Source organism: Imperialibacter sp. (assembly GCF_048007035.1).
GTDB lineage: Bacteria > Bacteroidota > Bacteroidia > Cytophagales > Cyclobacteriaceae > Imperialibacter.
Genome location: NZ_CP180355.1, coordinates 2,333,758 through 2,359,667 on the forward strand (window position 1 = coordinate 2,333,758; position 25,910 = coordinate 2,359,667).

Here is a 25,910-nt window from a genome sequence, read left to right on the forward strand (position 1 = left end):
TTAAACTATACCGGCCGTGGCGGAGAGTGAAGAGAAAGAAATGTCGTTTATCGACCACCTGGAAGAGCTCAGGTGGCATCTGGTACGTTCAGTAGCATCAGTATTGGTTTTTTCCGTGGCCGCCTTTGTTTCCAAGGGCTTCATCTTTGGAGTCCTTATTCTTGGCCCATCCAAAACAGACTTCTGGTCGTACAGAATGCTTTGCAAGCTCTCAGAAGTCGTTGGAATAGATGCGCTATGCATCAACGAGCTTCCTTTCATTATCCAAAGCCGACAGCTTACCGGGCAGTTCACTATGCACATCACCTCCTCACTGGTGGTGGGGCTTATTTGTGCCTTCCCTTATGCCTTTTGGGAAATTTGGCGTTTTGTTGCACCTGGACTTTACTCACATGAAAGAAATTTGACCCGTGGGGCTACCTTTTTCGTGAGCTTCCTTTTCATGATTGGTGTGCTTTTTGGCTACTTTATAGTGACGCCAGTGTCAGTGTACTTCCTGGCCAACTATCAGCTGGATCCATCCATTCTCAACGAGTTTGATATTATCTCTTATGTTTCCACAGTAGTGACGTTGGTACTTTCAAGCGGGCTGATTTTCCAGCTTCCGATTGTGATGTATTTCCTAACGAAGGCCGGAATCGTAACCCCGGAATTCCTGATCACTTACAGAAGACATGCTATCGTCGTTATCTTCATTGTTGGTGCTGTGATTACTCCACCAGACCCATTCAGCCAAATGCTTGTTTCGCTGCCGATCGTTGGGCTTTATGAAGTGAGTATCTATATTTCGAAGAGAATCAAACGCAGAGAAGCGAGAGAAGAAGCAAAAGAAGCGCTGAAACGAAACCCGAAATCATGAGCTTAAAAATTGCCCTGGGAGCTGATCATGCTGGCTTCGGTTACAAAGAAAAGATACTTGCCTTTTTGCAACGTGAAGGTCACCTAGTAAAGGACTTTGGCACCCACAGTGCTGATTCGATAGACTATGCGGACTTCGCTCATCCTGTAGCCACATCCGTCGAAAGTCATGAATCTGATTTTGGTATCCTTATTTGTGGCAGTGGCAATGGTGTGGCCATGACAGCCAATAAACACCAGCAAATACGAGCGGCCCTTTGCTGGAAAGAAGAACTAGCTGCGCTCGCCAGACAGCACAACAATGCCAACGTACTGTGCATGCCGGAGCGATTCGTTGACTATGAAGAAGCTGAAAAAATGGTCAGGGCTTTTCTTTCAGTTAAATTCGAGGGAGGCAGACACGAACGAAGGGTGGGCAAAATAAGCTGTTGATTACTCCCTTCTTATGTAGAAGTTCGTCCCGTCCACGCTCTCATATCTTTCACCTATAGCAGGTGCCCGATTTATTAACTTAGGCATCAGACCTTCGAGGTCTACGATTACTTCCGGCTTGAGTTGATCGATATTGTTGAATACGTTTTCAACATTGGTGTAAAAATCGAGTTGTGTTACCTCCTCCTCGCTCAGATCCCAGTTCAGGTATTTACTGCCCAATGCGGCGCTTTCGTAGTAGCTTTCCCTATCGCCAATTACCCATATTTTCTTGCCTGAGTAGCTGGCCGGCAACAACTCCTTTTGAGCGAAATATGCATCGTAAGTAATTGTCTCACTGAGCCTGGCAGGCAGCCTAAACATTGCATAGCTCCAACCGAGCACCAAAACAAAAACCAAAGTAGCAAATATTTCAGCCCAAATTCTTCGCCTCATTTCCAATATATAGTGAGCGGTAAAAAAGGCCAGTGGGGGCACAAAAATCAGGAGCAGCTGCGGAACGATTTGGTTTGAAATAGCCAGCGTGATGAACCCGGCAATAATGTTGATGAACATGACCTGCTGAAACTTTACCTGGTAGTTGGCAAATCTCGCTTTGGTATAAATCCGAAATAGAGAAACTACAAGAATCAACAATGAGGATCCGCCGATGACGAAAAGCTGAAAAGAAGACATCAGGTAATGTTTCCTCGTTCTCCAAAGTCCTTTCATAAACTGCGTGTGGAACTCATCCACAGCGTCGAGCCAATAGTAGTAAGCATAGCTGACAGAAATCACCACCGAAAAACCAAAAAAGAGCAGGATGTACCGCCGTGGTATGGATCCCGTAAAAAGGGCCAGCGACAAGGCCGTGGTAAAAAGGAAGGGAAGAAGTGGGAGATAGAATAGCACAGCGACTCCCAGATAAAGCCCTGTGTACAGAAAAAGCTCGTCCCGGGTATTGTTGTCTATGCGCCGGAAAATATTGTTGATCGCTAACAAGATAAAGGTGGTGCTGAACAGAATCGGCGACAGCGTGATGAAGTCGAACGAAAGGTTCATGTACATCATGTAAAACAAGGCAGGCACATAGGTGTTTTCCTTGTAGGCTTTGTTCCGCAGCAGTACCTGGTTGAATAGTCCCGCCTGAATAATCACCAGCAAAGCAGAGATGACGTAATAAGGCCAGCGGGAGTCGCCAAACAGGTAGAAGATCACCTGATACATGACGCCTGACAGCGGTCCGATGTCGTCCCAAATATCGAGATAAAGGTGACCGCCCTGAGCCATTGCTTCCCCAACAAGCCGCCAGTGCAGCTCCGGCAACGTGAGTGGAATTCCCCAAATGTAAAATGGTAGCCTTACCAGCACCAAAAGTAGCAGCACAAAAATGAGGCGGTAAGGGTCGTTTATTCTAAAAAAAGATAGCAACGGATTTTCTCAAGGTTATTGTCTTGCCACGAAAATACGTGTTATAACGCCGATTGTGCAAAATAATGCGGATATTTGCCATCTTATGGAGAGCACCAGACAACAAAAATACGCCCGCTTAATACAGAAAGAATTAGGGGAAATTTTCCAGCGTGACACAAAACACATGTTTGGAAAGGCCTTTATCACCATTACGCTGGTGAAAATGAGCCCAGACCTCGGCTTTGCCAAAGTGTACCTCAGCATATTCATGGCAGAGGACCGAAACGAAATGCTGGCACAGATCAACGAACGCAAGAGCCAGGTTCGGAAGCTGCTTGGTCAAAGGATTGGCAAGCAGGTAAGAATAATTCCTGAAATTGCTTTCTTTATTGATGACACTGAGGATCATGCACACAAAATGGATAGTTTGATCAACAGCCTTGATATTCCACCGGCGGACGAAACTGACGATACAGAAGATTAACGAACTACTACTTTGAATCTACCTCTATTCATCGCCAGGAAGTATTTCGTCTCCAAGAAAAAGAAGAATTTCATCAATATCATCTCCATTATTTCTATGGTGGGGGTGGCCGTTGGCACCATGGCATTGATCATCGGGCTGTCATTTTTCAATGGGTTGGAGGATATTCTCAGAAACCTGTACGGCACATTCGACTCACAGATAAAAGTAGAGGCTTCAAAGGGGAAAAGTTTTGTAGCTAACAAAAGCCTGATCGATTCAATAGCGGCCGTTCCGGGAGTGTCGATAGTGTCGGAAGTAATCGAAGACTTTGTGCTCATTTCCTACAACGACACCGACATGGTGGCCAAAATAAAGGGGGTTAGCGACAATTTCATCAGTAACCACCGCTTTGATGAGCACCTTGTTCAGGGCGAACTCCTGCTCAAAAAAGACAACGCTCCAAGGGCTATCATTGGCCGTGGCATTCAGTACGCACTTTCTATTTCAGCCAACAACGATTTCCTGGCATTACAACTTCATTATCCAAAAAATGTAAACCCGGGCTCGTTGAGCCCATCCAGCTATTTCAACAAGCAAAGCATTATGCCGGGTGGCTTTTTTGCCATTGAGAAGCAGTACGACGAGACCTACATCTTCGTCCCACTTGATTTTGCTGTTACCCTAACAGAATTTGGCAACAAAAGAACAAGCCTGGAGCTACAACTGAAGGAGGGTTTCACGCCAGAAACTGTGAAGCCGGCCTTACAAAAACTACTTGGCAACCAATTCAAAATCCAAACTTCAGAAGAGCAACACTCCGATCTGTTTAAAATACTGAAGTGGGAGAAGTTTTTCGTTTTTCTGACCTTCTCGTTTATTGTGGCTATTGCCTCATTTAACATCTTCTTCTCGCTTTCCATGCTTGCCCTCGAAAAGAAAAGGGATGTGGCTATCCTCTATGCGCTTGGTGCCACAGATAAACTTATCAAGAGAATTTTCGTGTCGGAAGGTGCACTTATCGGGCTTATCGGTGCCACCGTTGGCCTCGTGCTCGGACTTACTTTAAGTTATCTCCAGCAGCAGTTTGGAGTCGTTTCTTTGGGTATGCAAAGCTCCATTGTAGACGCCTATCCTGTGCTCATCGATCCCCTGGACGTTGCCGTTACCGCTGTGCTTTCTATCCTGGTCACCTTGCTTGCCTCCTACAGACCCGCCTACCTGGCCAGTAAATCAAAGTTTATCGCTGACTTGTGAACCCGTCAGCGGTTCATTTTTGCCGTATATAAAATGAATCGCCCTCGGCTGCTTCACCAATAAAGCTATCAATGTTTTAGTTTTCAACTGATTGGAGAAACTTCATTGATTTTAGAGTCAAACAGATTACAGAATTTTGATGCTTATTTGACCGATAATGGTTAGTTTTCAGGTTTGAAAATTTTTTGAATCTATTAATGAACGTTTCACCAGCAAAACCATTCAAATTAATTTATTCTCTGTTCCAGCACGAGTACCTCGGCTATTTGGCGGAATCGTTCGTGGTACAAGTAGATGAAAAAGGCAGGCTTTCTTTGGCTTCTCAAAATATTTCCTTCAAGAACGCACAGGAGTTTGCTGCCGGGCTGGACGAAGTCGATTACGAACTCATAAAGACGATGGACTCGATGCAGCAGGATGCGGTGGTGAGTCACTTTCATAAAAAAAAGATCAAGCCGGCTGAGTTCTTTTTGAAAACCTACGATACCGAAAAAGGAAACAAGCTACTACAGCAGGAAATTGAGCAGTACCTGGAAAGAAGGAGAGGAAAACTACTGCCCTTGATGGTGAACAAGGAGGTGTACGAAATGGGGCGAGATGGTGACCCTGCCTGGAAAAAGCTGGAATGGCAGAACGAACCGGCAACTGTTCTCTTCCACTTTAGGCGGAATGAAGAAAACACGCACTATTTCCCAACTTTAAAATTGAACGGCGAAAAGCTTGAGTTTAACAACAAGGGGGCCTACATAGTTAGCAAAAAGCCGGCCTGGATGGTGATGGACAATATGCTGTTCACCTTCAAAAAAGAAGTAGACGGCCATAAGCTAATGCCGTTTTTGAACAAGAAATTTATTGTGATCCCCAAGTCGGTGGAGGATACTTACTACAGGAAGTTCGTCGCTCCGCTCGTTGCAGCTTTTGACGTATACGCCAAAGGCTTTACCATCAACACCGTTAGCTTCCCCCCAAAGGCTGTTATCACTTTTTCTGAGCTTGCGTCAACAAAAGAGCTATCACTCTTTTCCGACGAGGGCAATGTGGCTGTGGCTGGTGACCCCAACGATGAAAAAATGCTATTTGAGCTCGTCTTTCAATACGGCCCGTACAAATTCAAAGCTGAAAATCTGACTGAAGTGAGTGTGTCGGTAGAGCAAAACGGAGACGACTACACATTTCACAGGGTCAACCGTGACCTGACGAGAGAACGGGAAATTATTGCCCTATTGAAAGAGTCGGGACTGGAGTTGAAGCATGCAAAGGCCACCCTGAACAAAGGGGAAGCATTCAGTTGGATGTCTTTTACCGCCCCTAAGCTGGCAGAGCTTGGGGTCAAGCTTCAGCAAAACCAAAAGGGAGACAAGCGGTACTTTATCGGTACTTCGCAAATCTCGATTGAGGTAAGAGAAAACATTGACTGGTTCGACATTTTTGCCACGGTTCGGTTCGGGGAGTTTGAAATACCGTTTCAAACCATCAGAAAGCACATCATTCGGAAACAAAGGGAAATCACGCTCCCCAATGGGGAAATCGCCGTCATCCCTGAAGCCTGGTTTACGGAATATTCAGAGCTTTTCAATTTTGCCGAAGATGGCAAAGCTGACGGAAGTGCCGTTTCACTCAAAAAACATCACCTGGCGCTGGTTAAGGAGTTGAGCAATAGCGACCTGGCTACCGTTACACTCAGCAGAAAACTGGAGAAGTTGCGGGGCTTTGAGGAGATCGAAGACTTCCCGGCCCCATTGCATTTTAAGGGCACGCTAAGGCCCTACCAGAAAGCTGGGTTCAATTGGCTAAGGTTCCTCAACAGCTACAACTTTGGTGGCTGCCTGGCAGACGACATGGGCCTGGGCAAAACCGTGCAGACGCTCGCAATGCTTCAAGCTGTGAAAGAAGAGCAAAACGGCAACACCGGCACCAGCTTGCTTGTCATGCCCACATCGCTTATCTACAATTGGGAAAAAGAAGCAATAAAGTTTACTCCCGGCCTCAAAGTGCTGAACTACACAGGCACACAGAGAGAGAAAGATGTGACCAAATTTGCCGATTACGACCTGGTGCTCACCAGCTACGGCATCGTGCGGCTTGACATCGACTTGCTGGAAAAGTTTTACTTCAATTACATTATACTTGATGAGTCTCAAGCCATTAAGAACCCTTCTTCCAACATTGCCAAGTCGGTAAAGAAACTTCGATCGAAGCACAAACTTATTCTGACAGGAACGCCGGTCGAAAACACTACGCTGGACTTGTGGTCGCAAATGAGCTTTATCAATCCTGGGCTTTTGGGAAATCAGGCTTTTTTCAAAAATGAGTTCCTTAACCCGATTGAAAAAAAGAACGACGAAAAGAAGGTTCAGAAGCTTTACGCCATTATAAAACCGTTTATTCTGCGGAGGAAGAAAAACCAGGTAGCTACTGAGCTGCCTGAGAAAGTTGAGAACGTTCAGTATTGCACCATGACTGCCATGCAGGAAGAGGAGTATGAAACAGCCAAGTCGCTGTTCAGAAACAAAATCATGGATCAGATAGAAACGGATGGCGTCAACAAGTCGCACATGATTTTGCTACAGGGCCTGACAAAGCTCCGGCAGATAGCCAACCACCCCAAGCTAGTTGATCCCGACTATGGTGGCGACTCAGGAAAGATGGAGGACGTGACCCACATGCTGGCAACAGCTGTCGGCAAAGATCATAAAATACTGGTTTTTAGCCAGTTTGTGAAGCATTTGGCTTTGCTGGAAAATTACCTGAAGGAAAACCGAATTACGTATTGCTATCTCGACGGCTCCACCAAAGACCGCCAGGCACAGGTAGAGAAGTTTCAAAATGATCCGTCTATTAAGGTGTTCCTAATTTCCCTGAAAGCAGGAGGTTTAGGCCTCAACTTAACCAAGGCCGACTACGTGTTCCTCCTCGACCCCTGGTGGAACCCGGCCGTGGAGGCACAGGCTGTGGACAGAGCGCACAGAATTGGGCAGGAAAACAAGGTCTTTACCTATAAATTCATCACCAAGAACACTGTAGAGGAGAAAATATTGGCACTTCAGCAGTCAAAAATGAAGCTGGCTACGGAATTAATTAGCACGGAAGAGAGTTTTGTAAAAAATCTTTCGAAAGAAGATATCCAGAATCTATTAACCTAAAAACCACTAGTAATGACTGATCAGGAAAAAACCACCGTTGAAGGCGAAATCGCAACACTGGAAGGCAAGCTTACCGGCGACATGTTTCAAGACATGGAGATCAGGGATAAAATCCACAACCTCAAAATGACACTTGAGGGAGTCCGCCCGAGCAACTCGGAGTTTGAGTGCGTGGGCTGTGGGAGCTAATGATGCCCTTCAGTAATTTCTTCTGACCTGCCCATCCGCAACCGCTAGCCAGAAGCTAAAAGAGAGACGGCAGGTTAGGTTTGAACTTCCCACCTAAAAATTTATCAGCCACCAGCAACACAGCGATGGCCGTGGCAATCACCACGAGCTGAATAAGCGCTGGATTGTCGATTGTTTCGAGCATGGGAGCAAAGTCGAATGCTGGGAGTTCAGGAAGATAATTGGGCTCTACAGATGGGCTCTGTACCGTTTCCTGGAATAAAGGCAGTATGCTCAGTACAGCAGCAAACATTGCTGCAAAAATCCCCAGTGCCATCCAAAGAAGGCGATTGCTTTTACTGGCCCTGGCCTTTCCAGCCGCTATCCTATTCATGATGCCATCGGTGAAAAACACATCATCGAGCTCCATCATGTTATGCCTGGCCATAAGCTTGTCGGCATTTTGCATGCTTATCAACTGCTTTTGCAAAACGCTGTCCTTGCTTATTTGCTTCTCCAGCTCTTTCCTCTCAGCGGCTGGAAGCTTATTTTCTAAATAGTCGAATAATCTTTGTTCCATGTTTTCCATTGCCTTTTCTTTTTAGGTCAATGAGGTTATTTCCTCCTGCAAGCACTTGCCCAACCATTCGGCCAGCTTTTTTCGTGCCCTGAAAATTTTTACTTTAACATTGTTGGGAGCAAACCCAGTAATTTTTTCAATCTCCTCCAGCGTCAGTTCCTGAAAGTAATATAGTGTAATCAAAAACGCATCATCCTCAGGCAGCCTTTCAATCGCCCTATTGATCCAGGCCCTCCTTTCCTTTTGCGACAACAGTTCACTGGAGTTCATGCCGTCCGCATCCAAAACGCCCGAAGCCTTCTCAATATCTGTTTCAGGTAGTCTTTTTTTTCTCTTTTTACTTATAGCGGTGTTAAAAACAATTCTATAAAGCCATGTGCTGAATTTAGCGTCGCCTTTGAACGATGAAATATTGTTGTAGGCTTTAATAAAAGAGTCCTGTGCCACCTCCTGAGCATCTTCATGTGAGCACACCACCCTGAGAGCAAGCGTGTAAACATAGCTTTTGTGCCTGTCTACCAAATGGCGAAAGTAAGCAGACTCGCCCTTTTTGATAAAGGTGATTAGCTCCTCTTCTGTATAACTAGTTTCTGACACCGCCCCTATGACGCATCTTTGAGCACAGAAGTTACCGAAAAAAAATAATAAGTTTTCATTTGTAACCGCTGCCAATAGTGGGGCGTCATAGGGACAAATCAAAACTTAAAATAATATGCACGGACCGGAAGTATTAATCCCATTAGCGTTGTTTACCTCCATTGCTATCACCATCATCTTTTGGAGGAAGTTTCTAAACGACGAGCGACTAGCCGCCATTGAAAAAGGCGCCGACCCCAATATTTTCAGAGGGAAGTCAACCAATAGCATTGCGCTTAAATTTGGCCTATTGTTTATTGGTGTAGGCTGCGGAATCTTATTTGGGGGGCTTATTGAAGGCTTCTTCAGAGACGAAGAGGTAGCCTATTTTTCCATGATTTTTATCTTTGGAGGAGCCGGACTTTTTATCTCACACAAAATGGAGCAGAAGGAGAACCAATAGTATCTATTGGTTCCTTTTCTTGTTTACCTTGAAGTCGAAAACGTCTTCTCGTTTGTAATGACCCGTTACATCAAGGGTCATTTTTTCCTTTATAGCCTCCCGCAGGGGCAACTCTACCTCAATCGTAGTTTCCAAATCGAAAATAGGCTCCCGGATGTGAAATCCATCAGGCCCCACCACACAACTCCCACCTTTCAGGAGCAAGCTTTCGGGGTTGGCTTTTAACTCTTCGGGAAGCTCAAAGGCTGGGGGGATATCTTTCGCTCTCAGTATCTGCCCAACCGCCAGCACAAAACACCGGCCCTCAAAAGCGTATTGACGGCTTGCTACCTGATGCATTTCGTGTACCGTGGGCCACAAAGCAATGTGAACCTGCTCGCCTGTTTCGTGCATGGCTTGCCTGGCAAGCGGCATCCAATGCTCCCAGCAAATGAGCCCGCCTACTCTTGCACCAGCCACTTCCGCTGACCGCAATCCGTTTCCATCACCGACACCATAGATCAATTTTTCCGTGAAAGTTGGCATCAGCTTTCGGTGGTGCACCACCAGCTCACCCGCCGGGCTAATAATAGCCATTGAATTATACAACGTACCATTGGCGCTTCCGCTACCGGTTTTCTCATTGATTCCGATACATACAGCTATACCGAGGTCGGACGCAGCCTGTTGCAAAGCGGTCATTTCAGGCCCGTCGATCACTATCGCATTTTCATGGGTTTTTGCGAAAACCTCTTTTGTTGGCTCGTGGTTCCACAGCGCAGCACCTGGGCAATAGTCGAGCCAGGCTGGGTAGCCACTTAGCCAGCTTTCTCCAAAAACGGCCAGCGCATTTCCACCGCTGGCCGCCTCTTTTATCAGCACAAGGGCTTTTTCCAAACTCCGCTTCTTGTTAAGATACTCGGGGGCGTGTTGAATAATGGCTACTTTCATTTGACCACTGTCAGTTAAAAAAGCTATCGTTGAGGGGGTAGCCCAAAAGCACCTCGTCGTAGATCAGGTCGGCACTACCTTCTTCAGTGTCCATCACAAACACCGCCGGTACTTTCACTCCTCCCAGGTCCATGTATCTGAGGTACTTGATTTCCTGCACGTCTTTTTTTGACGACTTTGACACACTGACAATTCTTTCCAGCACTATTTCGTAGGTTCCTTTATCAACTAAAAACTCCAATTGTGATTCTTCGGTGCCAGTTGCGAGCTTGTAAAATTCCCTGTTATTCCATTTTTCGGAGGACAAACTGAATTGACCATTTCCTGCCTCCCGCAAAGGCGACGTTGACCTTAGCATCCAAAGCAGGTCGAATGATTCCTTTCCCTCCAACTCCGTAGTAACACCACCATGCCTGCTGACGGCCCTTCCATTGGCATAGGTGTCCGTCCACTTCACTCTGCCCTGTGTCCACTCAATCTTTATCTTATCCGGAAACTTGAGATAAGCCACAAAGGTGGCCGGCTGCATGGTAAGCGGGACGTAGCGGCCCTTGATGCAAGCCGTACGAAGCTGCTGAAGACTTGCCTCCCCGATCATGCCAAAATGTTTTTCAACTACCTGATTTTGTGCGAACAGCGTGGTGTGGACAAGAAAAATCAAGGTCAATACAAACCCCGCCGCAACAGGCCTGGGAAGATTTTCATGCGCAAAAAGAAGTTTTCTCATAGTTATATGTCAAAAGTAGCAAAAACCAAACATTTCATGCTGTTGCTTTAATCATATATAATATTGAATTAGTCCAATACAAAGCCCGAATTGTGACCATTTGACCGCATAGAGGACTTCCTTTTCGATTGAATTGCAGAAAAAAACATACATGTAAGGGGCAGCGACAGCTTCCGAAAACTGAGAGATGCCTACCCTTTAATTTTGAATCATACTTTACTCTCTCTGGTTATGTTAGTTGAAATTTTAAACGGTTACGAGAAAAAGGGCCCAATGGCTGCGAAGGATTCAAAGGCCTTTGTAACCACCAATATTATCAATTACTTTTTTGGAGCACTTAACGCTATCGTTGCATTTTCACTCTTCAGCACCTATAACATAGATGCTCCTTTTACCTTTTCTCTGATCAGCCTCACCCACTTTTCGCTTACGTTATATACCAATAGTCACAAAGGCATCTGGAAGAGGTACTGCACATTGGCGAACGCCAGTTTGTTTACAGTACTCCTTGGATTTGCTTTTGACAGCATGCTCCCCATTCAAATACTGTTCTCTATTCTACTGACTGGAATATCGGCGCTGCTTTTCGGAAACAAAGAGAAAAAATCGTTGGTACTCTGGTTCTCTATCCCATTTCTATTCCTCACCATCACCTCGCTCTCCTCGGTTACTGCCGGCGAAATCAGCGAATCACACCTTTCCCTTAATATCCTCCTGATCTGCGTGGGCATATTTGCCATCGCATTTGGTCTTGGCTCTACCATTATTAAGGTTCGCCAGGTGCAAACCATATTAGACGCCCTACTTAAATCCTCTTCGAAAGAAAAGAACTCTTTCTCCAGCCTTTCATCCAGCAATCTTGAGCTGATAAAAAACGACATCTCTGAGAAAGAAGGCGTTTATAAGCTGCTTGCCACCCATTCGAAAGACATTATCCTCCTTTGTTCAAGACAAGGAGACATTACATACATCTCCCCCGCCGTAGAAACCATTCTTGGTTACCAACCCTCAGAAGTAATTGGCGAAAACATTAAAGTGTTTATCGACCCAAATGCAAAGGGGCTAACACAAGATGGCACAAATACCGACTTCTCTGTGAGAACGAAGGCTGGCAACTTCGTATGGCTGGAAGCTACTGCACAAAAAATATTCAACGAAGAAGGACAGCACATTCAAACTCAGGCCATTCTCAGAGACGTGACCGAGCAAAAGTGGCTGAACGAAGTACTAAAGCAAACGACACACCTGGCGCACATTGGTGGCTGGGAGACCGACGTACTGTCGGGAAGAAGTACATATACAGATAGTTTGGCTGAGTTGCTAGGGTTTAAAAGCGGTGAAATTCCGGCCCTCGGCGAAATTCTGAAGAAGTTTAGCAAAACCTCTGCGGAAAAAATTGGTAGTGCTTATGCGCAGGTTTTCGAAACAAATGTTGGCTTTGATATAGAGGCTGAGCTGGATGTTCCCGGGAGCGATACAAACTGGGTAAGGATTGTAGTTGAGCCAAAAACTGAAAACGGCCAACTGCACAAAGTTATTGGCAGCCTTGTCGACATTACGGAAAGGAAGAAAAACGAACAAGCTCTTAGCGAGTTGGCCATGGTGGCGCAATATTCAAGCTCAGGCACCATCATAAGCGACAAGAACGGGTTGGTGGAATGGGTCAATGATGCTTTCATCAAAATGTCCGGTTACAACCTCGACGAAATGAAAGGAAAAAGGCCAGCCACGGTACTTCAGGGGCCGGATTCGGACGTGCAGGTTAGAAAGGCCATGTGTGAGGCACTTGACTCAGGCACTAGCTTCAGAGGAGAAATAATCAGTTACAACAAGCAGGGCGAGGCCTACTGGGTTGAAACACAAATAAACCCTGTTTTCAGCCAAAATGGTGAGCTAATAAAATTCATCTCAATTGAAAACAATGTGAGTGAAAGAAAAGCTGCAGAAAGCCAATTAATAGAGGCAAAGAAAAATGCAGAAGAAGGTTCGGTAGCCAAGGAAAGATTCTTGTCTACCATGACCCACGAAATACGGACTCCATTGAACGCTGTGATAGGCATGAGTAAAATTCTTATGGATGAGGATCCACGCAAAGATCAGCTTGAGCTACTACAGACACTCCACTACTCCGCCGAAAACCTGCTTACCCTGATCAACGACATACTTGATTTTTCAAAAATCTCTTCGGAAAACATTCAGTTTGAAAACATCCCCTTCAAGTTCAATGAAGAAATAAACAAGGCGGTTCATTCGATGAAGTTTAAAGTGCAGGAACGAGGCAACACCATTGAATTTGATGGGGATCCTAAGCTCCCGACTCTGCTCGAGGGTGACCTTCACAGGATTGTTCAGGTGCTCAATAACCTTATAGGCAATGCCACCAAGTTTACTGAAAAAGGAAAGATTAAAGTAGCCACAAAACTGCTTCGTCAAGACAACAACAAGCTTTGGGTCAGGTTCTCAGTGGCCGACAATGGCATTGGGCTGAGCAAAGACAAGCTTCAAATCATCTTCGAAAAGTTCAGCCAGGCTGATGCCTCTACTTCAAGAAAGTATGGCGGAACGGGCCTCGGCCTGGCCATTTGCAAAATGATAGTAGAACAGCAAGGCGGCAAAATATGGGTTGAAAGCAAAAACAATCAAGGCTCAACTTTCTACTTCGATATCCCTTTAAAAACCACAAATCAAGCAATTAAAAGTGACCAGCATATGACACATCTACTTGAATCCCTGGAAGAAATCCGTGTACTTACAGTTGATGACAATCAGATCAACCAATTAGTACTCGATCGTTTTTTGAAAAAATGGAATGTTAGCTTCAAACAAGCCAGCAATGGTAAAGAAGCCATTGAACTGGCAAACAAGGAGAAGTTTGACATTGTTCTTATGGATCTTGAAATGCCTGTTATCGATGGGTATCAGGCAAGTAGAGAAATCAGAGAAACAAGTAATTTCAACAGCGACACACCTATCATTGCCCTGACCGCCTCTACGAGAAAGGAAGTCGAAGGAAATGTATATGCTGCTGGCATGAATGACGTGATGATGAAGCCCTTCAACCCCAGTCACTTGCATCAATTGCTGATGGACTACACCATGCCGGTCCGGACTTTACATCACGTGGCATAACAAGAAAGACCACGCTGTGTGGTCTTTCTTGATGATTATGTCTCACGGAACCCTTTGTCTGTTCAGTATGCAAACTGGTAAAGACGGTCAGTTTCCTATTTTTTCTGAATCCTCCATGTCTCAGTGAAGCTTCCAGCTTCATCAGAAATAACCAGAATATACATTCCCGGTGTAAGTCCAGATATATCCATTGCTGTTCTTTGAGGCCCTTGGCTATATGGAAGGGCCTGTAACATCAACTCTCTTCCGGTCACATCAGTCACCCTCATGTTAAGACTTTCGACCTTTCTTCTTACGAAATAGTCGAGATTGATGATGTCATCACCTGGGTTAGGATATACGTTGAGATCACGAAGGAATGGAGCTGCAATCCCTTTTACGGATACCTTGTCAACTACAATTCCTTCGGGGGTCACAAGTGCAGCCACCGAAATCTCGTTGAAATCCGTCTGTGTGCCTAGTGTTAGCAAAATATCAGAACTCTGATCCATTGGAACACCCGGGTACTGAATATTGATCAAATATGTATCGTCAGTCAGTGTGCCAAAACTAAAATTCCCTTCTTCATCTGTCACAGTATACGCTACAAAATCATAGTCGAACTCATTACCCTTTGCCCTGAACCGCTGGCGGCTCAAGCTTACCCCAGCCCCGGCCACACGCTTTCTGTCAAGAATTCGAGCTTCTTCATCCGGAATCGTATTGTCAGGTAAGTCCGATTCAAGTGACCCGCCAATCACACCATCACCATTTAGGGGTGGTGGGGTGCCTAACAGAGAAATGGCTAAGCCAGCAACCGGATTTCTTACTCTCAATGTGTCCGCTTGTATCCAGTCTATGGTGCTTGAATAATAGGTTTGTAGAGCGTCGGGGAACAACTCTAAATCCGGCTTGGCGATAATGATGTAATCACCAAGCACAATTTTTTCAGCTATAAACGCCCCCTCAGGCGACACTTGTGCTGCTGCGATGGAGTCGTAGGGGCCGTCTTTGATCTTGTATATGATAGCGAGACCGCTGGTCAATGGGCTTTGATCGAAAGCTGAGTTGATCGAACCAGAAATCGTTGTTGTGGCCAGCACGTTCTGATTTCTGTTTCTAATGCTGAAATCAGGCACTTTCGGGCTCTTCACCTCGACGAAATATGACCCCATTTTATCATAGTTAACATTGTCGATAATGTGGAATCGCTTTGTTGCACCTTCAATAGGCTGGTCGTTAAAGTACCACTGATAGCTGTTGGTAAGACCGCTGACCTCAATCGCAACCTTGTGAGCCTGCCCGACAGGGACACTGTCGTATCGGGTTTCACCAAACCTCCGCTGCGGACTGAATAAGAACTTCTCGCCAAGGGCAGCCAGATTGGTTTCGATGCTGACAAAACCGAGTCTGTTTCTTGTAAGGTTGACAGTGGTTAGGCTATCCAGTCGCTTAAGGTCAGGAAGGAACCTGATCTGGTTGTCAATTGCCGGATCGAACGAAGGAGCTGAGTTAGAAAGATTAATAACGGCTAGCTCGCCAATGTCTCTGATGGCAGCTGGCATAGGGCCAACCATGCGGTTATTTGGCAAATTAAGCTGGCTCACTCTTCCATTCTTGAGCGTTACCCCGCCCCAGGTAGACAAGTCGCCCTGGAGCCAATTGGTCTTATTTATCCAGTTAGGCCCGTCGGTCCCCTCATAAATTGCCACAAGCGCCAGACTATCCCTTTTTCGTGATGAAATCTTCAACACGTACTCATCTGTGTCCAGCACAAGGTCGGGCACCGATGCATTGGCTACCCGGGCAAAGTAGGTGCCTTCATCGTTCTCTGTCGTACTTGCTATAAAATAGTCTTGTTCTACAGCACCAGCAATCTCCGCATCATCTTTGAACCACTGGTAGCTGTTCGTGGAGCCTCCCATTTCTAACTCAAACAGGAACGGATCACCTGCACTATGCAACGTATCGAGAGGAAGCCCAAACCTTCCTTGCGGGCTGTACACAAAGCCATTTACTGCCAGGTTTGGCTCTATGGATCCAAAGCCTACCTTGTTATTTGAAATATTTAGCGTGTCGAGGCTGGCCAACCCAGTGAGGTTTGGCACGAACGTGAATTGGTTCTGCTGCAAAATAAGAATCTGCAAGCTGTCCATGGTGGTCACTCCAGCTGGCACCGAACCCTCAAGCTGATTGTCGAAGAGGTAGAGCGATTTCAAGCTCTTAAGCTTTGCAATCGAGTCGGGCAATGGACCTGTGAGCTTGTTCTGATGCAGATACAGCGCCTCCAGGGCGGCCATATTACCAATTTCTGCCGGTATCGATCCATCAAAATGATTAGCATCAAGCGCAAGAACCTTCAGTTTATTGAGGTTCCCAATTGTAGGTGGAATAATTCCTTCCAATTGGTTGCCCATCACTCCAAAAATAGATTCCAGTTTGGTGAGGTTGCCAATTGATGCTGGCAGGCCACCTATCAGCTGATTTCGCCCCAAATCAAGTGCGCTGAGTGACTGAAGCAGACCGATATCATCCGGAATCTCGCCGCCTATTCGGTTGTCATTCAGGTACAGCATTCCGAGCCTTTTCATCCCCGTAATGCTTGAAGGAATTGTTCCGGTCAATTGGTTGGCTCCAAGGTTCAATATACGCAGGGAATCCATGGCAAATAGCTCGGCGGGCAGCTCCCCTATCAAATTGTTTCCGGGAAGATCGATTTCTACCACTCTGCCATTAGAGGTCTTTATGCCATGCCAGAAACCAACAGGTAACGCTGATTTCCAGTTAGTTTTGTTTGTCCAGGTATCGCCGCCGGTGTTGTCATACAACTTAACTATGGCCGCCCGATCCGATGAGTCCATTTGGCTGGCTGTCTTGAAAAAGCGCAAATTAAGCCAATCACCACTTGCGGTTTTGTACTCCATCCACAATGTATCGGGCGCATAAACAACGGAGGACACAGATGCCAAAATTCCGGTAGGGTCTGTCAGAGAGGCTTTTGATGCCACGTTGCATACCCTGCTCAGCGTGTCAATAACCGTCGCCGAGCCGAAATACTTCTTGTAGTAGCCGCCCGTTAATCCATTAATGATGTAGGTGCCGGGCCCTGTTGAATAAATGGCAGCATATGACTCCTCACTTGGTATGATTACCCCATCTCTTTTTCTTGCACCATATTTCACCAGATAATCTCCATCCGATAAAGGGAGTGCCCCACAGGACATTGTCACATTCACGGAAGCTGACACGGCAGACTGGCTAACACTTTGACCGTAGGCAATCACCCTCACATTGTAAACACTGTCAGGCAAAAGGTTTTTTACGAGCACCTGTGATGTATCGGAGGGTACCACCTTGATATTTGAAAAAGCAGTTGCGCCTGAAAGTTTGGCCTGCACAAGGTACGAAGAGGCATCAACCACTGGCGTCCACTCGATATAGGCAGACGTGGTATTTGCGGCCACAGCCCTGCTGATTGCAGGAGCTAGTGGCGTAGCTGATTGTCCGTGCATACTGAAGAAAAGATCCCTTTCTTCAACACCTTCAAATTTTGCTGACCCAATTTGCGCATTAAAATGCACCCCGCCTGCCACAACAGCCGCATTGTGATAAGCGGAGTAATTCATTGCCCAGGAATATAGCTCACCCTCACCTGCATCTGCCCATTTAATGGCTCCGTTGGTATCAAACGAAGCAAGGTATAAAAGGCCTCCATTGACAACCGGGCCTCCAAACTGTGTCGGTTCAATATCCATTGCACCTGCCACAAAAAAGCCTGTGGGGTCAGCGGCTATTCTATAGGGGTAGTCACTTCCTTGTGGCGTTCCAAAAGTTTTCCCCCATATGCCCGCACCTGTGCTTCCGCTCAACTTCGCAATCAAGTTTAATTGCCCATTTTGGCTTACAGTTATCGTGTCTATCGAAATCGAGCTGCTTTTGGGGAAGGCCAACACCAACACATCTCCATTTGCATCAAGGGCAATGTCCCTGGCTTCATCGTCGCCTGTACCACCCATAGATCGAAGCCATCGTATGTTTCCTGCGAGGTCGTAGTGAGCTACAAAAAGGTCTGTTCCACCAATGCCCGTGGCAGGAAGTCCGCCAAAAGTCCAGTCGTTGTTGTATTTCCCCAGAACATATACTCCGGCATTATTGACTTTTACTCTTTGGAACTGGTTAACAAAGGATGTTTGAGCGGAGACCAAAGCCCCTTGCAAAGCCAGCAGTGGTGCCCCGTTGGCGTCATATTTCAATAGCGCATGACCTCCTCCGTTTAAGGTTGTGGCCCCGTGAGTAAGACTACCGTTGAAATAGCCTGCCACAAAAACATTTCCAACCGAATCGACGGCGACTGACAGCCCCCCGGAATCGCCAGTTCCGCCGGCCTTGGCCCAAATAACGTCGCCGTTTGCCGCATTGAGCTTAATGGTTATCATGTCCGTATGGCCCAGAGCAGGGAGTGAATCCGCTCCAATAGCCATCGCACCGTTATAATAACCCGTCACATACACATTTCCCTGGCCATCAACCTGAACCCCCTCTAAAATATCGGTTCCCGTGCTGCCAAAACTTTTTGCCCAAACTGGGCTACCTAACGAATCAAGTTTGACAGCCAAAAGGTCATGTGCACCTTTGCTGGTGACTTGCAGGGCTCCAAATGTGGTAGTGTCTGTGGCATAACCAACCAAATAGGAAGAACCCGATGCGTCGGTGACTACATCAAGAAAGTTTTCCCTGCCCCGTCCCTTAAAAAATTTCGTGTTGTCCCAGGAATCGGCCAAAGAATTGGAAAACGTAAATACTTCTTCAGTATAGGTGTAGTCGGAATATACGCCTTGCAGAGATCTCAATCGGTAGTAATAGGTCTGTCCCGAAGCTACTGATGCATCGGAATAGGTTAGCACCGAATCTGGTAACGATGCTATCTGGCTGTATGGACCAATGAAATCATCTGCTCTTTCCAAACTATAACTTGCTATACCCGGCACGGCGGCCCACTTTGCGCTCACCGGCCCATTGAAGGTGGCAAATGCCTGAAAAGCACCAGGCGCTGCCGGAATCGGCAAACCGGAATCGTTATGAAAAACCAAAAATCCATTTCTATTGCCCTTGTCAGTTAAATCAGTGACACCAAAGCGCTGCGTATACTCGAAAGAACCCGTCATTAGAATCCCCTGATCAACCGGCGAATATTCCAGCCCCCATGGAAGGCCTAAAGATCCTTCTGATTTGTCTACCCACCGCACGGCACCATCGGTTCCGTAGGAAGCGATGAAAAGCTTTCCATTGCTGAGAGTGGAAGCGTCAAAGTTGGTAGCACCGTACCCCATAGTACCTGCTATGAATGCGCTGTTTCCGTCCGTAGTCAAACTATATGGAAAATCGTTTTCATTGGCCGTGCCTGCACTTTTACCCCAAAGCACTGTTCCGTCAACACCATTGACTTTTGTGAGAAAAACATCGTATCCGGTTCCTGAATTGGTAACACTCACAGCATCGACCGTGGCTGTGGCACCGTTAAAATCCCCTGTCCAAAATACATTTCCGGCTCCGTCGACCGTCACCTCCGCACTATAGTCTTCCCCTGGTCCTGCAAGGGTTTTAACCCATTTCAAGGATCCGTCGGTGCCGTAGTTGATCAATACCGCATCTCTGAGCGCATTGGGGGTGATAGGTGTACCCTCGAAAGACCACTGGCCGTCTACTTCACCCGAAACGTAGACATTGCTGCCGCTAACTGCGACCGAGTTAAAATTGTTGACAAAGCGGGTGTTGCCCACAAATGTACCAAACCTGGCAAAAATCTTGCTGCCATCGGGCCCTACTTTGTAAAGAGCGGGCCCTCCTCCACCACCGCTAAATGTAGTTGCTCCGAATGTAAAGTCTCCATTGTAGTATCCTGCCAGGTAGGCGTTACCGGCAGCATCCACCCCGATTTTGTTGACAGAAGTTTCCTCAGGAGCGTTGATGTTGGTAATCCAGTTTGTCGTACCATCAGCGCTCAATTTCATTACGAAGCCATCCCGCACGCCCGGGCTGACTTCCGTCACCGACTGACTATCAACAGTAAAAGCATCACTATAATAACCCCCCACATATACCAGGCCCCCGGGGCCAATTTCCACGTCTACCGCTACGTCTACCGCCAGGCCTCCAAATGTTTTTATCCAATCGATGGTTTTGGTACTATTCACTTTAATGACAATGGCATCGTTAGCGCCGTTGGAATAAATACTGTCCCCATTCAAAAACAGAGTACCTGCAAAATTTCCCGCCAGGTAGGTGTTGCCCAGGCTGTCGACCGCCATATCAAGAAGGGTTAGCCGACCCGGGGTTGTGAACTCCTGTTGGATATTCCAGGTGTCGGGCAGGCCGGTGCTGAATGTGGCCGTAACGACGGACGGCGAATATGCAGATACCGTAAGTCCGTTTTCATGCTTGAGCCGGTAATAATATATTGTGTTGGCAAACAGCCCAACATCTGAATAGCTCGATATCGTATCACTAAGTATACCAACCGTAAGAAAAGGGCCGGCATCGCTGGTGGCACGTTCCAAATAGAGAGAACCTCCATTGGCAAATTGGTAAGGTGTCCATTTCAGCTCAATGCTATTTGCCGACTTCGTACCTGCCAATAGCCCCTTTGGTACAGTGCTATTTTCGGTCACGGTCAAAACTTGATTAATCCCCGGATTTAGAATTACGTCGGTATTGCCTGAAGGCCAGTTCACGGTGACAGAGGTAATTGCTGTTTCGGATCCGAGGCCAAATTTGGTAATCATCGAGTTTGATACAGCAAATCCGGATCCAGATTTCACTGTGGTGACACGAGCACCGGCCGCAGATACAAGGGTTATTTTTGCTCCGATTCCCTGCCGATTGGATGCCACGCCATTCAGCTTTAACTTCATCCAGTTATTTGCATTAGTCACATTTGTGTATGCCCTTGGTATGTCTTCAATATGAACGGATGCAGCATCTGCTATGCTTGAAAAATTCACAAGATCAGTAAATCCATCATTGTTGAAGTCGGCAACGGAAAGGCTACCGAATGTATATGCAGTGTAAAAGTTTTGTTGCAATGGCGTAACCAGGGTGAAATCACCTAGGCCGTTATTCAGGTATACTTGTTGTTCATTGCTTGACTGTATCACCATTAGATCAAGGTCGCCATCATTATCAATGTCTTCAAGGGCCGAAGTCCGCCCAATAATTTCTGCTCCGGTTCTCGTCAGGTCGTCTGAAGACGTAAAGCTCCCGGCACCATCGTTGATAAAAAAAGTAGTTTGCGACCCTGGGTTCTGACTTAACTGCACTAAATCAACAAATCCATCATTGTTGATGTCGCCCCAGGAATGGCCTCTGGTGCTGGTTATTGCCACAGTTACTAGCGGGCTTGTTGTATTTTGCGTGAAAGTTCCGTCTCCATTGTTCCTGAAATAGTATCTGCCGGCCGTTTCTGATAGAAACAAATCAAGAAAACCGTCGCTGTCAATATCAACCCAGGAAATTGTTCCCAAGGATCCTAATTGCAAATTGAATGCACCTGGTACCTCCGAAAAAGTTAAATCCCCATTGTTTTTAAATAGTGTCACAGGACTTGACACGTTAGAGCTACCAAACACTGCAAGGTCAATAAACCCATCATTATCATAGTCTCCAAAAACCCCACTTTCAATGTTATCAAGATTGGTAACCACAGGCAGGGGCACCGGTGTGAATGTATTATCCGTATTGTTTACATAAATAACCGAAACAGCTGGCACAGGAGCGCCCGTCCTGTAACCCAGGTCAGGGACAAACAGATCGGGGTATCCATCATTGTTGATATCGCCCCAGGCCGCACCTCTCACATCCGCCAAGTCGGTTGTTAGGGCACCAACTGCCAACGACGTAAAGGTACCATCGCCATTATTTTGATAGAGCTTGTTTACAGCCCCCGGACCACCGATGTCGAGAGTGCCTATAAATAAGTCCTCATCCCCATCCTGATCAATATCCGCCCAGGCTTGGCCATAAACAACTCCTGATAAGGTTTCACCAAAAGTTGAATTGGTATTATCAATTTGAAACAAAGATTCGTTAGCGGATAGCACTTCCCTTGGCTGAGATACCAGGGTCAGAAGTGTCAAAACGGGGTGATCAGCCAAAAGAGTATAGGCACCTTCATCAGGTGCCGAAAAGGAGGGAATGTTAAGAGTAGTGGCTGTTTCGCCACCAACATTAACAGCATTTTTTTGCCACTGATAGGTTACGCCTGTACCAGCAACTGCAGGAAAAGAGAGTGTCAGCGGCTCCCCGGTTCTCAACACCAACTCTGTCGGGTTAAGTGTCCCGAATGCCTTTTGAGGGGCATACGTGAAACTTGCTATGGAAGTATGAGGCTCAAGTTCGAGGAATTGGAATTTGTTGTCGCTAACATCTAGAGTAGCGAGTGAAACTATACCTGACAAATCGGGTAAGTTTGTGAGTGAATTGCCTTGCAGATAGAGAGCGGTGAGTGAAGTAAGGTTAACCAACGACGTCGGCACATCTCCCGAAAACTGGTTATTATTGAGCCATAAAGTTCCTAAATTTACCAAATTCCCTATTTCAGTAGGGATCGTTCCCGAAAACTGGTTGGGTGCCAAATCCAAATACGTTAAATTGGTTAGGTTGCCAATTGAAGGCGGCAGTGATCCCGACAAAAAATTATTCCAAAGCTGCAAGTCCACCAAAGCTGTGAGGTTGCCAATTTCGGCTGGGAGGGAACCCGTAAGCTGGTTTCCTCCAAGGTTTAGCGTGGTCAGGCTAGTCAAGTTTCCAATCTCAACAGGAATAAATCCAGTAAGGGCATTGTCTGAAAGGTCAAGTACGGTAAGCGCCGTCAAATCACCAATAGAAGCTGGGATCGTTCCGGACATGAAGTTCGTCGGAAGGCTGACCTCAATCACATTCGCACCGCTGGTAACAACACCGTTCCACGTGCTGGCGTCAGTTCCAATTGTCCAGTTGGCATTATTTCCCCAGTTTGCGCCATCTGTGGCATTGTAAAGATCAATAAGTGCCGCAAGTTGCGTTGGATCCGTCTGGGCTCTCACCTCCGATGGCTTTCCAGCGAATAAAAAAAATAAAATGATGGCAAGTACCGCCGAAAAGGCATACTTCGTCTTGGGAGTGTTTGGTTTGGTCAGCATAATACTCAGGCTAGCGCTAATACAATTTAAAACATGTAACAATATAAACTATTTGTCAAAAAAGTCATTAAACTTTGACCAGGAGGCAAATTGTGTACACAGTCGAACAGCTAATTGACTCATAAGCGTACAATTAAACAATACTCCTAATTGAGTATTTTTATAAAGTGCTGTTAATCAACAAGATGAGCAAACAGGTACGTAACTTGTTGTTGGTTTTATATAAATTTTCTCTTTATGCTAAGAAGTTATATAGTTGTAGCCATCAGAAATTTGCGCCGCCAGGGCTTTTATAGCTTCATCAATATTTTTGGTTTAACAGCCGGCGTGCTTTCCAGTCTGTTTCTTTTGCTCTACATAAAGGATGAACTGAGCTTTGATGCTTTCCACAAAAACGCCGATCAAATATACCGTGTGGGCATGCACGCCTCCATTCAGGATACGAAGGTGGACATCTGCCAGGCCATGTCGCCGATTGGACCTACGATGAAGGCCGATTTTCCAGAAGTCGAAAATTTTGTTCGGATCAACTACCCTGGCAGGGAGCTGGTGACAAAAGATGACCAGCAATTCTACGAGGAAAAGTTCTACTTCGCTGATTCTTCCTTCTTTAACATTTTTAGTTTTCAACTGCTTAAGGGTGATCCAAAAAAGGCACTTGTTGAGCCTAATTCCATTGTGCTGACCGAAAGCGTAGCAAAAAAGTATTTTGGAGACGACGAGCCCATAGGCAAAGTGATCAAAACAGGGTCTGAAGAGTGGCAACGAATTGTCACGGGGGTGATGAAAGATGCCCCAGCCAACTCCCACTTTCAACCCAGAGCACTTGTTTCCTACAGCACCTTACCCGTTCAGGGCCCCTCTGCATGGGGCAATATCAACGATTGGGTATATCTTCAGCTTGCTCCGGGCACTGATCCAAAAGTGCTGGAAGGCCGCTCCCCGGCGTTTATGGAAAAGTACACAGGCGAGCTCTTCCGCCAGTTCAATGCAAAGGCCGACTTTTACCTTGAGCCACTCACCAGCATTCACCTTTATTCGAAAAATGAAGGGCAAATTGAGCCAGCCGGAGACATTACCTATATCTATGTTTTCTCTATCGTAGCAATTTTCATACTGCTTATTGCCTCCATTAACTATATGAACCTGGCCACTGCACGGGGCACCATGCGGGCCAAGGAAGTGGGCATCAGAAAAGTGCTTGGCTCTTATCGCAAGCAACTCATGATCCAGTTTACTGTAGAAGCCATAGTGGTAACTCTTCTTTCTGTCGTGTTAAGCGTGGTTTTAGCATTCTTCCTTCTTCCCTATTTTAATGATCTTGCTGACAAGACAATCACCCGAGATTTCTACAAGGATCCCTTCATTTTGCTTGCTTTGAGTGGGGTTTTGGTGTTTTTAGGTTTGGTGTCGGGAAGCTACCCGGCTTTCTACTTGTCCAGGTTCCAGTCGGCGCAGGTACTAAAGGGCAGGGCCTCCTCCAAATCGGGTAATCCGGCACTCAGGAAAGCCCTGGTCGTTTTCCAGTTTTCCATTTCGATCATCATGGTGATATGCACCTGGGTGGTATACGACCAGCTCAACTTTATGAAAGAAAAGAACCTTGGTTTCAACAAAGACCAGGTCATCCGTATTCCGCTGGAAGGGCAAGAAGCACGCAAAAAACTCGATGTGCTAAAACAGGCGCTTTTGACCAACCCAGACATTTACAGTGTGGGGTCCGGATGGGCTACTCCTGGTGGCGACTTCAACCTGAACGGCATATTTGTGGAAATGGAACAGGGAGGTTTTACGGAAAAGGGGTTTATGAGCTGTCAGGTGGATGCTGGCTACCTCCCAACGCTTGAAATAGAGGTGGTAGAGGGGCGCAATTTTTCCGAAGGTACAAAGAGCGATACTTCCAACGCCGTGATAGTGAACCAGGAGCTGGCCCGGGAAATGGGCTGGACGGAGCCTATCGGCAAGCGGTTCAAGGTAATGACTGGTGACGGCCTGCAAACCCGGGAAGTAAAAGTGGTAGGCGTTATTAAGAACTTTCACCAGAGAGCCCTTCAGGAGCCTATCATGCCCATGATTATTCACAACAGCATCCAAAACGGTATTTTGCTGGTGAGGATCAACACGGCCAACACTGGCGATGTGTTAAGCTTTATCGACAAAACATGGAAAGATATTATTACCAACAGACCTCTGCAGTATTCCTTTCTTGAGCAGGATTTCTACGAGAAATACCAGGCGGATGAGTCGAAAGGTCAGGTTTTTGCCACGTTCTCCATTTTTACCATTGTTATTGCCTGCATGGGTCTGTTTGGCCTTGCGTCGTACACGGCAGAGCAAAGGAAAAAGGAAATAGGACTGAGAAAAGTGATCGGCGCCTCGGTTTCGAGCATCATGCTCTTGATTTCGAAGGACTTTTTGAAGCTCGTTGGCGTCTCAATTTTGATCGCCTTCCCTATCGCCTACTATGCCATGAGCAATTGGCTGCAGGAGTTTGAATTCAGGATCAGCCCCAGCCCAATCACTTTTATTTCCTCGGCTGGCCTCATCCTGATAGTCACGCTACTTACTGTGGGTTATCATAGCTTGATTGCAGCTACAGGGAATCCTGTGGCCTCTTTGAAAGACCAGTGAGGTTCA

The 25,910-nt window shown here is 46.4% G+C and carries 15 protein-coding genes; 9 read left to right on the plus strand and 6 right to left on the minus strand.

What is annotated here, in order from left to right; all coding sequences use genetic code 11:
• The first annotated feature begins 40 nt into the window (after nucleotides 1–40).
• Together tatC and rpiB are read left to right on the plus strand one after the other, a co-directional pair.
• Nucleotides 41–859: a twin-arginine translocase subunit TatC gene (gene tatC, locus ACMVP2_RS10215; RefSeq protein ID WP_152001782.1), complete on the plus strand. Its 819-nt coding sequence runs from the start codon at nucleotides 41–43 to the stop codon at nucleotides 857–859.
• Nucleotides 856–1,290, plus strand: coding sequence for a ribose 5-phosphate isomerase B (gene rpiB / locus ACMVP2_RS10220; protein ID WP_339785680.1), 435 nt, complete (start codon nucleotides 856–858; stop codon nucleotides 1,288–1,290). The genes tatC and rpiB overlap by 4 nt, the downstream gene beginning before the upstream one ends.
• On the opposite strand, the gene ACMVP2_RS10225 is transcribed toward rpiB, so the two are convergent.
• Nucleotides 1,291–2,700, minus strand: a complete 1,410-nt coding sequence (locus ACMVP2_RS10225) for a hypothetical protein (protein ID WP_416867625.1) — start codon at nucleotides 2,698–2,700, stop codon at nucleotides 1,291–1,293. It lies immediately after the preceding gene.
• A gap of 85 nt (nucleotides 2,701–2,785) precedes the next feature.
• Here ACMVP2_RS10225 and rbfA point away from each other — a divergent pair, with 85 nt between their 5' ends.
• From rbfA to ACMVP2_RS10245, 4 genes are all read left to right on the plus strand, one after another.
• On the plus strand, nucleotides 2,786–3,166 hold the full coding sequence (gene rbfA / locus ACMVP2_RS10230; RefSeq protein ID WP_339785684.1) for a 30S ribosome-binding factor RbfA: 381 nt from the start codon (nucleotides 2,786–2,788) through the stop codon (nucleotides 3,164–3,166).
• Between the two features lie 12 nt (nucleotides 3,167–3,178).
• Nucleotides 3,179–4,402 (plus strand): FtsX-like permease family protein, encoded by a 1,224-nt coding sequence (locus tag ACMVP2_RS10235; RefSeq protein ID WP_416867626.1) that lies wholly within the window; start codon nucleotides 3,179–3,181, stop codon nucleotides 4,400–4,402.
• A gap of 197 nt (nucleotides 4,403–4,599) precedes the next feature.
• Nucleotides 4,600–7,545: a DEAD/DEAH box helicase gene (locus tag ACMVP2_RS10240; protein ID WP_416867627.1), complete on the plus strand. Its 2,946-nt coding sequence runs from the start codon at nucleotides 4,600–4,602 to the stop codon at nucleotides 7,543–7,545.
• Nucleotides 7,546–7,557: 12 nt separating this feature from the next.
• Nucleotides 7,558–7,734, plus strand: a complete 177-nt coding sequence (locus ACMVP2_RS10245; RefSeq protein WP_193218038.1) for a hypothetical protein — start codon at nucleotides 7,558–7,560, stop codon at nucleotides 7,732–7,734.
• Between the two features lie 55 nt (nucleotides 7,735–7,789).
• Here ACMVP2_RS10245 and ACMVP2_RS10250 read toward each other — a convergent pair whose 3' ends face one another.
• Entirely contained in the window at nucleotides 7,790–8,293 is a 504-nt protein-coding gene (locus tag ACMVP2_RS10250; RefSeq protein WP_416867628.1) for a hypothetical protein, read from the minus strand.
• A 21-nt stretch (nucleotides 8,294–8,314) separates the two neighbouring features.
• Nucleotides 8,315–8,890: an RNA polymerase sigma factor gene (locus tag ACMVP2_RS10255; RefSeq protein WP_339785694.1), complete on the minus strand. Its 576-nt coding sequence runs from the start codon at nucleotides 8,888–8,890 to the stop codon at nucleotides 8,315–8,317.
• Between the two features lie 115 nt (nucleotides 8,891–9,005).
• Between ACMVP2_RS10255 and ACMVP2_RS10260 the strand changes: the two genes are divergently transcribed.
• Nucleotides 9,006–9,332 carry a DUF6249 domain-containing protein gene (locus ACMVP2_RS10260; protein WP_317488822.1) on the plus strand — a complete coding sequence of 109 codons (327 nt, stop codon included), beginning with the start codon at nucleotides 9,006–9,008 and terminating at the stop codon, nucleotides 9,330–9,332.
• 3 nt (nucleotides 9,333–9,335) lie between these two features.
• Here ACMVP2_RS10260 and ACMVP2_RS10265 read toward each other — a convergent pair whose 3' ends face one another.
• A complete protein-coding gene (locus tag ACMVP2_RS10265; RefSeq protein WP_339785699.1) occupies nucleotides 9,336–10,262 on the minus strand; it encodes a carbon-nitrogen hydrolase family protein in 927 nt (308 codons plus the stop codon).
• Between the two features lie 10 nt (nucleotides 10,263–10,272).
• On the minus strand, nucleotides 10,273–10,989 hold the full coding sequence (locus ACMVP2_RS10270; protein ID WP_416867629.1) for a hypothetical protein: 717 nt from the start codon (nucleotides 10,987–10,989) through the stop codon (nucleotides 10,273–10,275).
• A gap of 273 nt (nucleotides 10,990–11,262) precedes the next feature.
• Between ACMVP2_RS10270 and ACMVP2_RS10275 the strand changes: the two genes are divergently transcribed.
• The gene (locus ACMVP2_RS10275; RefSeq protein WP_416867630.1) at nucleotides 11,263–14,118 is read left to right on the plus strand and encodes a PAS domain S-box protein; all 2,856 of its coding nucleotides are present in this window, start codon (nucleotides 11,263–11,265) and stop codon (nucleotides 14,116–14,118) included.
• A gap of 95 nt (nucleotides 14,119–14,213) precedes the next feature.
• Here the strand turns inward: ACMVP2_RS10275 and ACMVP2_RS10280 are convergent, their stop codons facing one another.
• Nucleotides 14,214–23,273 carry an FG-GAP-like repeat-containing protein gene (locus tag ACMVP2_RS10280; protein ID WP_416867631.1) on the minus strand — a complete coding sequence of 3,020 codons (9,060 nt, stop codon included), beginning with the start codon at nucleotides 23,271–23,273 and terminating at the stop codon, nucleotides 14,214–14,216.
• Between the two features lie 237 nt (nucleotides 23,274–23,510).
• On the opposite strand from ACMVP2_RS10280, the gene ACMVP2_RS10285 reads away from it, so the two are divergent.
• Nucleotides 23,511–25,904 carry an ABC transporter permease gene (locus ACMVP2_RS10285; RefSeq protein WP_416867632.1) on the plus strand — a complete coding sequence of 798 codons (2,394 nt, stop codon included), beginning with the start codon at nucleotides 23,511–23,513 and terminating at the stop codon, nucleotides 25,902–25,904.
• The last annotated feature ends 6 nt before the right edge of the window (nucleotides 25,905–25,910 follow it).

Bases quoted from the DNA above. Each gene is read 5' to 3' on its own strand.
- ACMVP2_RS10275 (WP_416867630.1), top strand. From the start codon at position 11,263: ATGGCTGCGAAGGATTCAAAGGCCTTTGTAACCACCAATATTATCAAT.
- ACMVP2_RS10245 (WP_193218038.1), top strand. From the start codon at position 7,558: ATGACTGATCAGGAAAAAACCACCGTTGAAGGCGAAATCGCAACACTG.
- rbfA (WP_339785684.1), top strand. From the start codon at position 2,786: ATGGAGAGCACCAGACAACAAAAATACGCCCGCTTAATACAGAAAGAA.
- ACMVP2_RS10265 (WP_339785699.1), bottom strand. From the start codon at position 10,262: ATGAAAGTAGCCATTATTCAACACGCCCCCGAGTATCTTAACAAGAAG.
- ACMVP2_RS10285 (WP_416867632.1), top strand. From the start codon at position 23,511: ATGCTAAGAAGTTATATAGTTGTAGCCATCAGAAATTTGCGCCGCCAG.
- tatC (WP_152001782.1), top strand. From the start codon at position 41: ATGTCGTTTATCGACCACCTGGAAGAGCTCAGGTGGCATCTGGTACGT.
- ACMVP2_RS10250 (WP_416867628.1), bottom strand. From the start codon at position 8,293: ATGGAACAAAGATTATTCGACTATTTAGAAAATAAGCTTCCAGCCGCT.
- ACMVP2_RS10270 (WP_416867629.1), bottom strand. From the start codon at position 10,989: ATGAGAAAACTTCTTTTTGCGCATGAAAATCTTCCCAGGCCTGTTGCG.
- ACMVP2_RS10240 (WP_416867627.1), top strand. From the start codon at position 4,600: ATGAACGTTTCACCAGCAAAACCATTCAAATTAATTTATTCTCTGTTC.
- ACMVP2_RS10260 (WP_317488822.1), top strand. From the start codon at position 9,006: ATGCACGGACCGGAAGTATTAATCCCATTAGCGTTGTTTACCTCCATT.
- rpiB (WP_339785680.1), top strand. From the start codon at position 856: ATGAGCTTAAAAATTGCCCTGGGAGCTGATCATGCTGGCTTCGGTTAC.
- ACMVP2_RS10280 (WP_416867631.1), bottom strand. From the start codon at position 23,273: ATGCTGACCAAACCAAACACTCCCAAGACGAAGTATGCCTTTTCGGCG.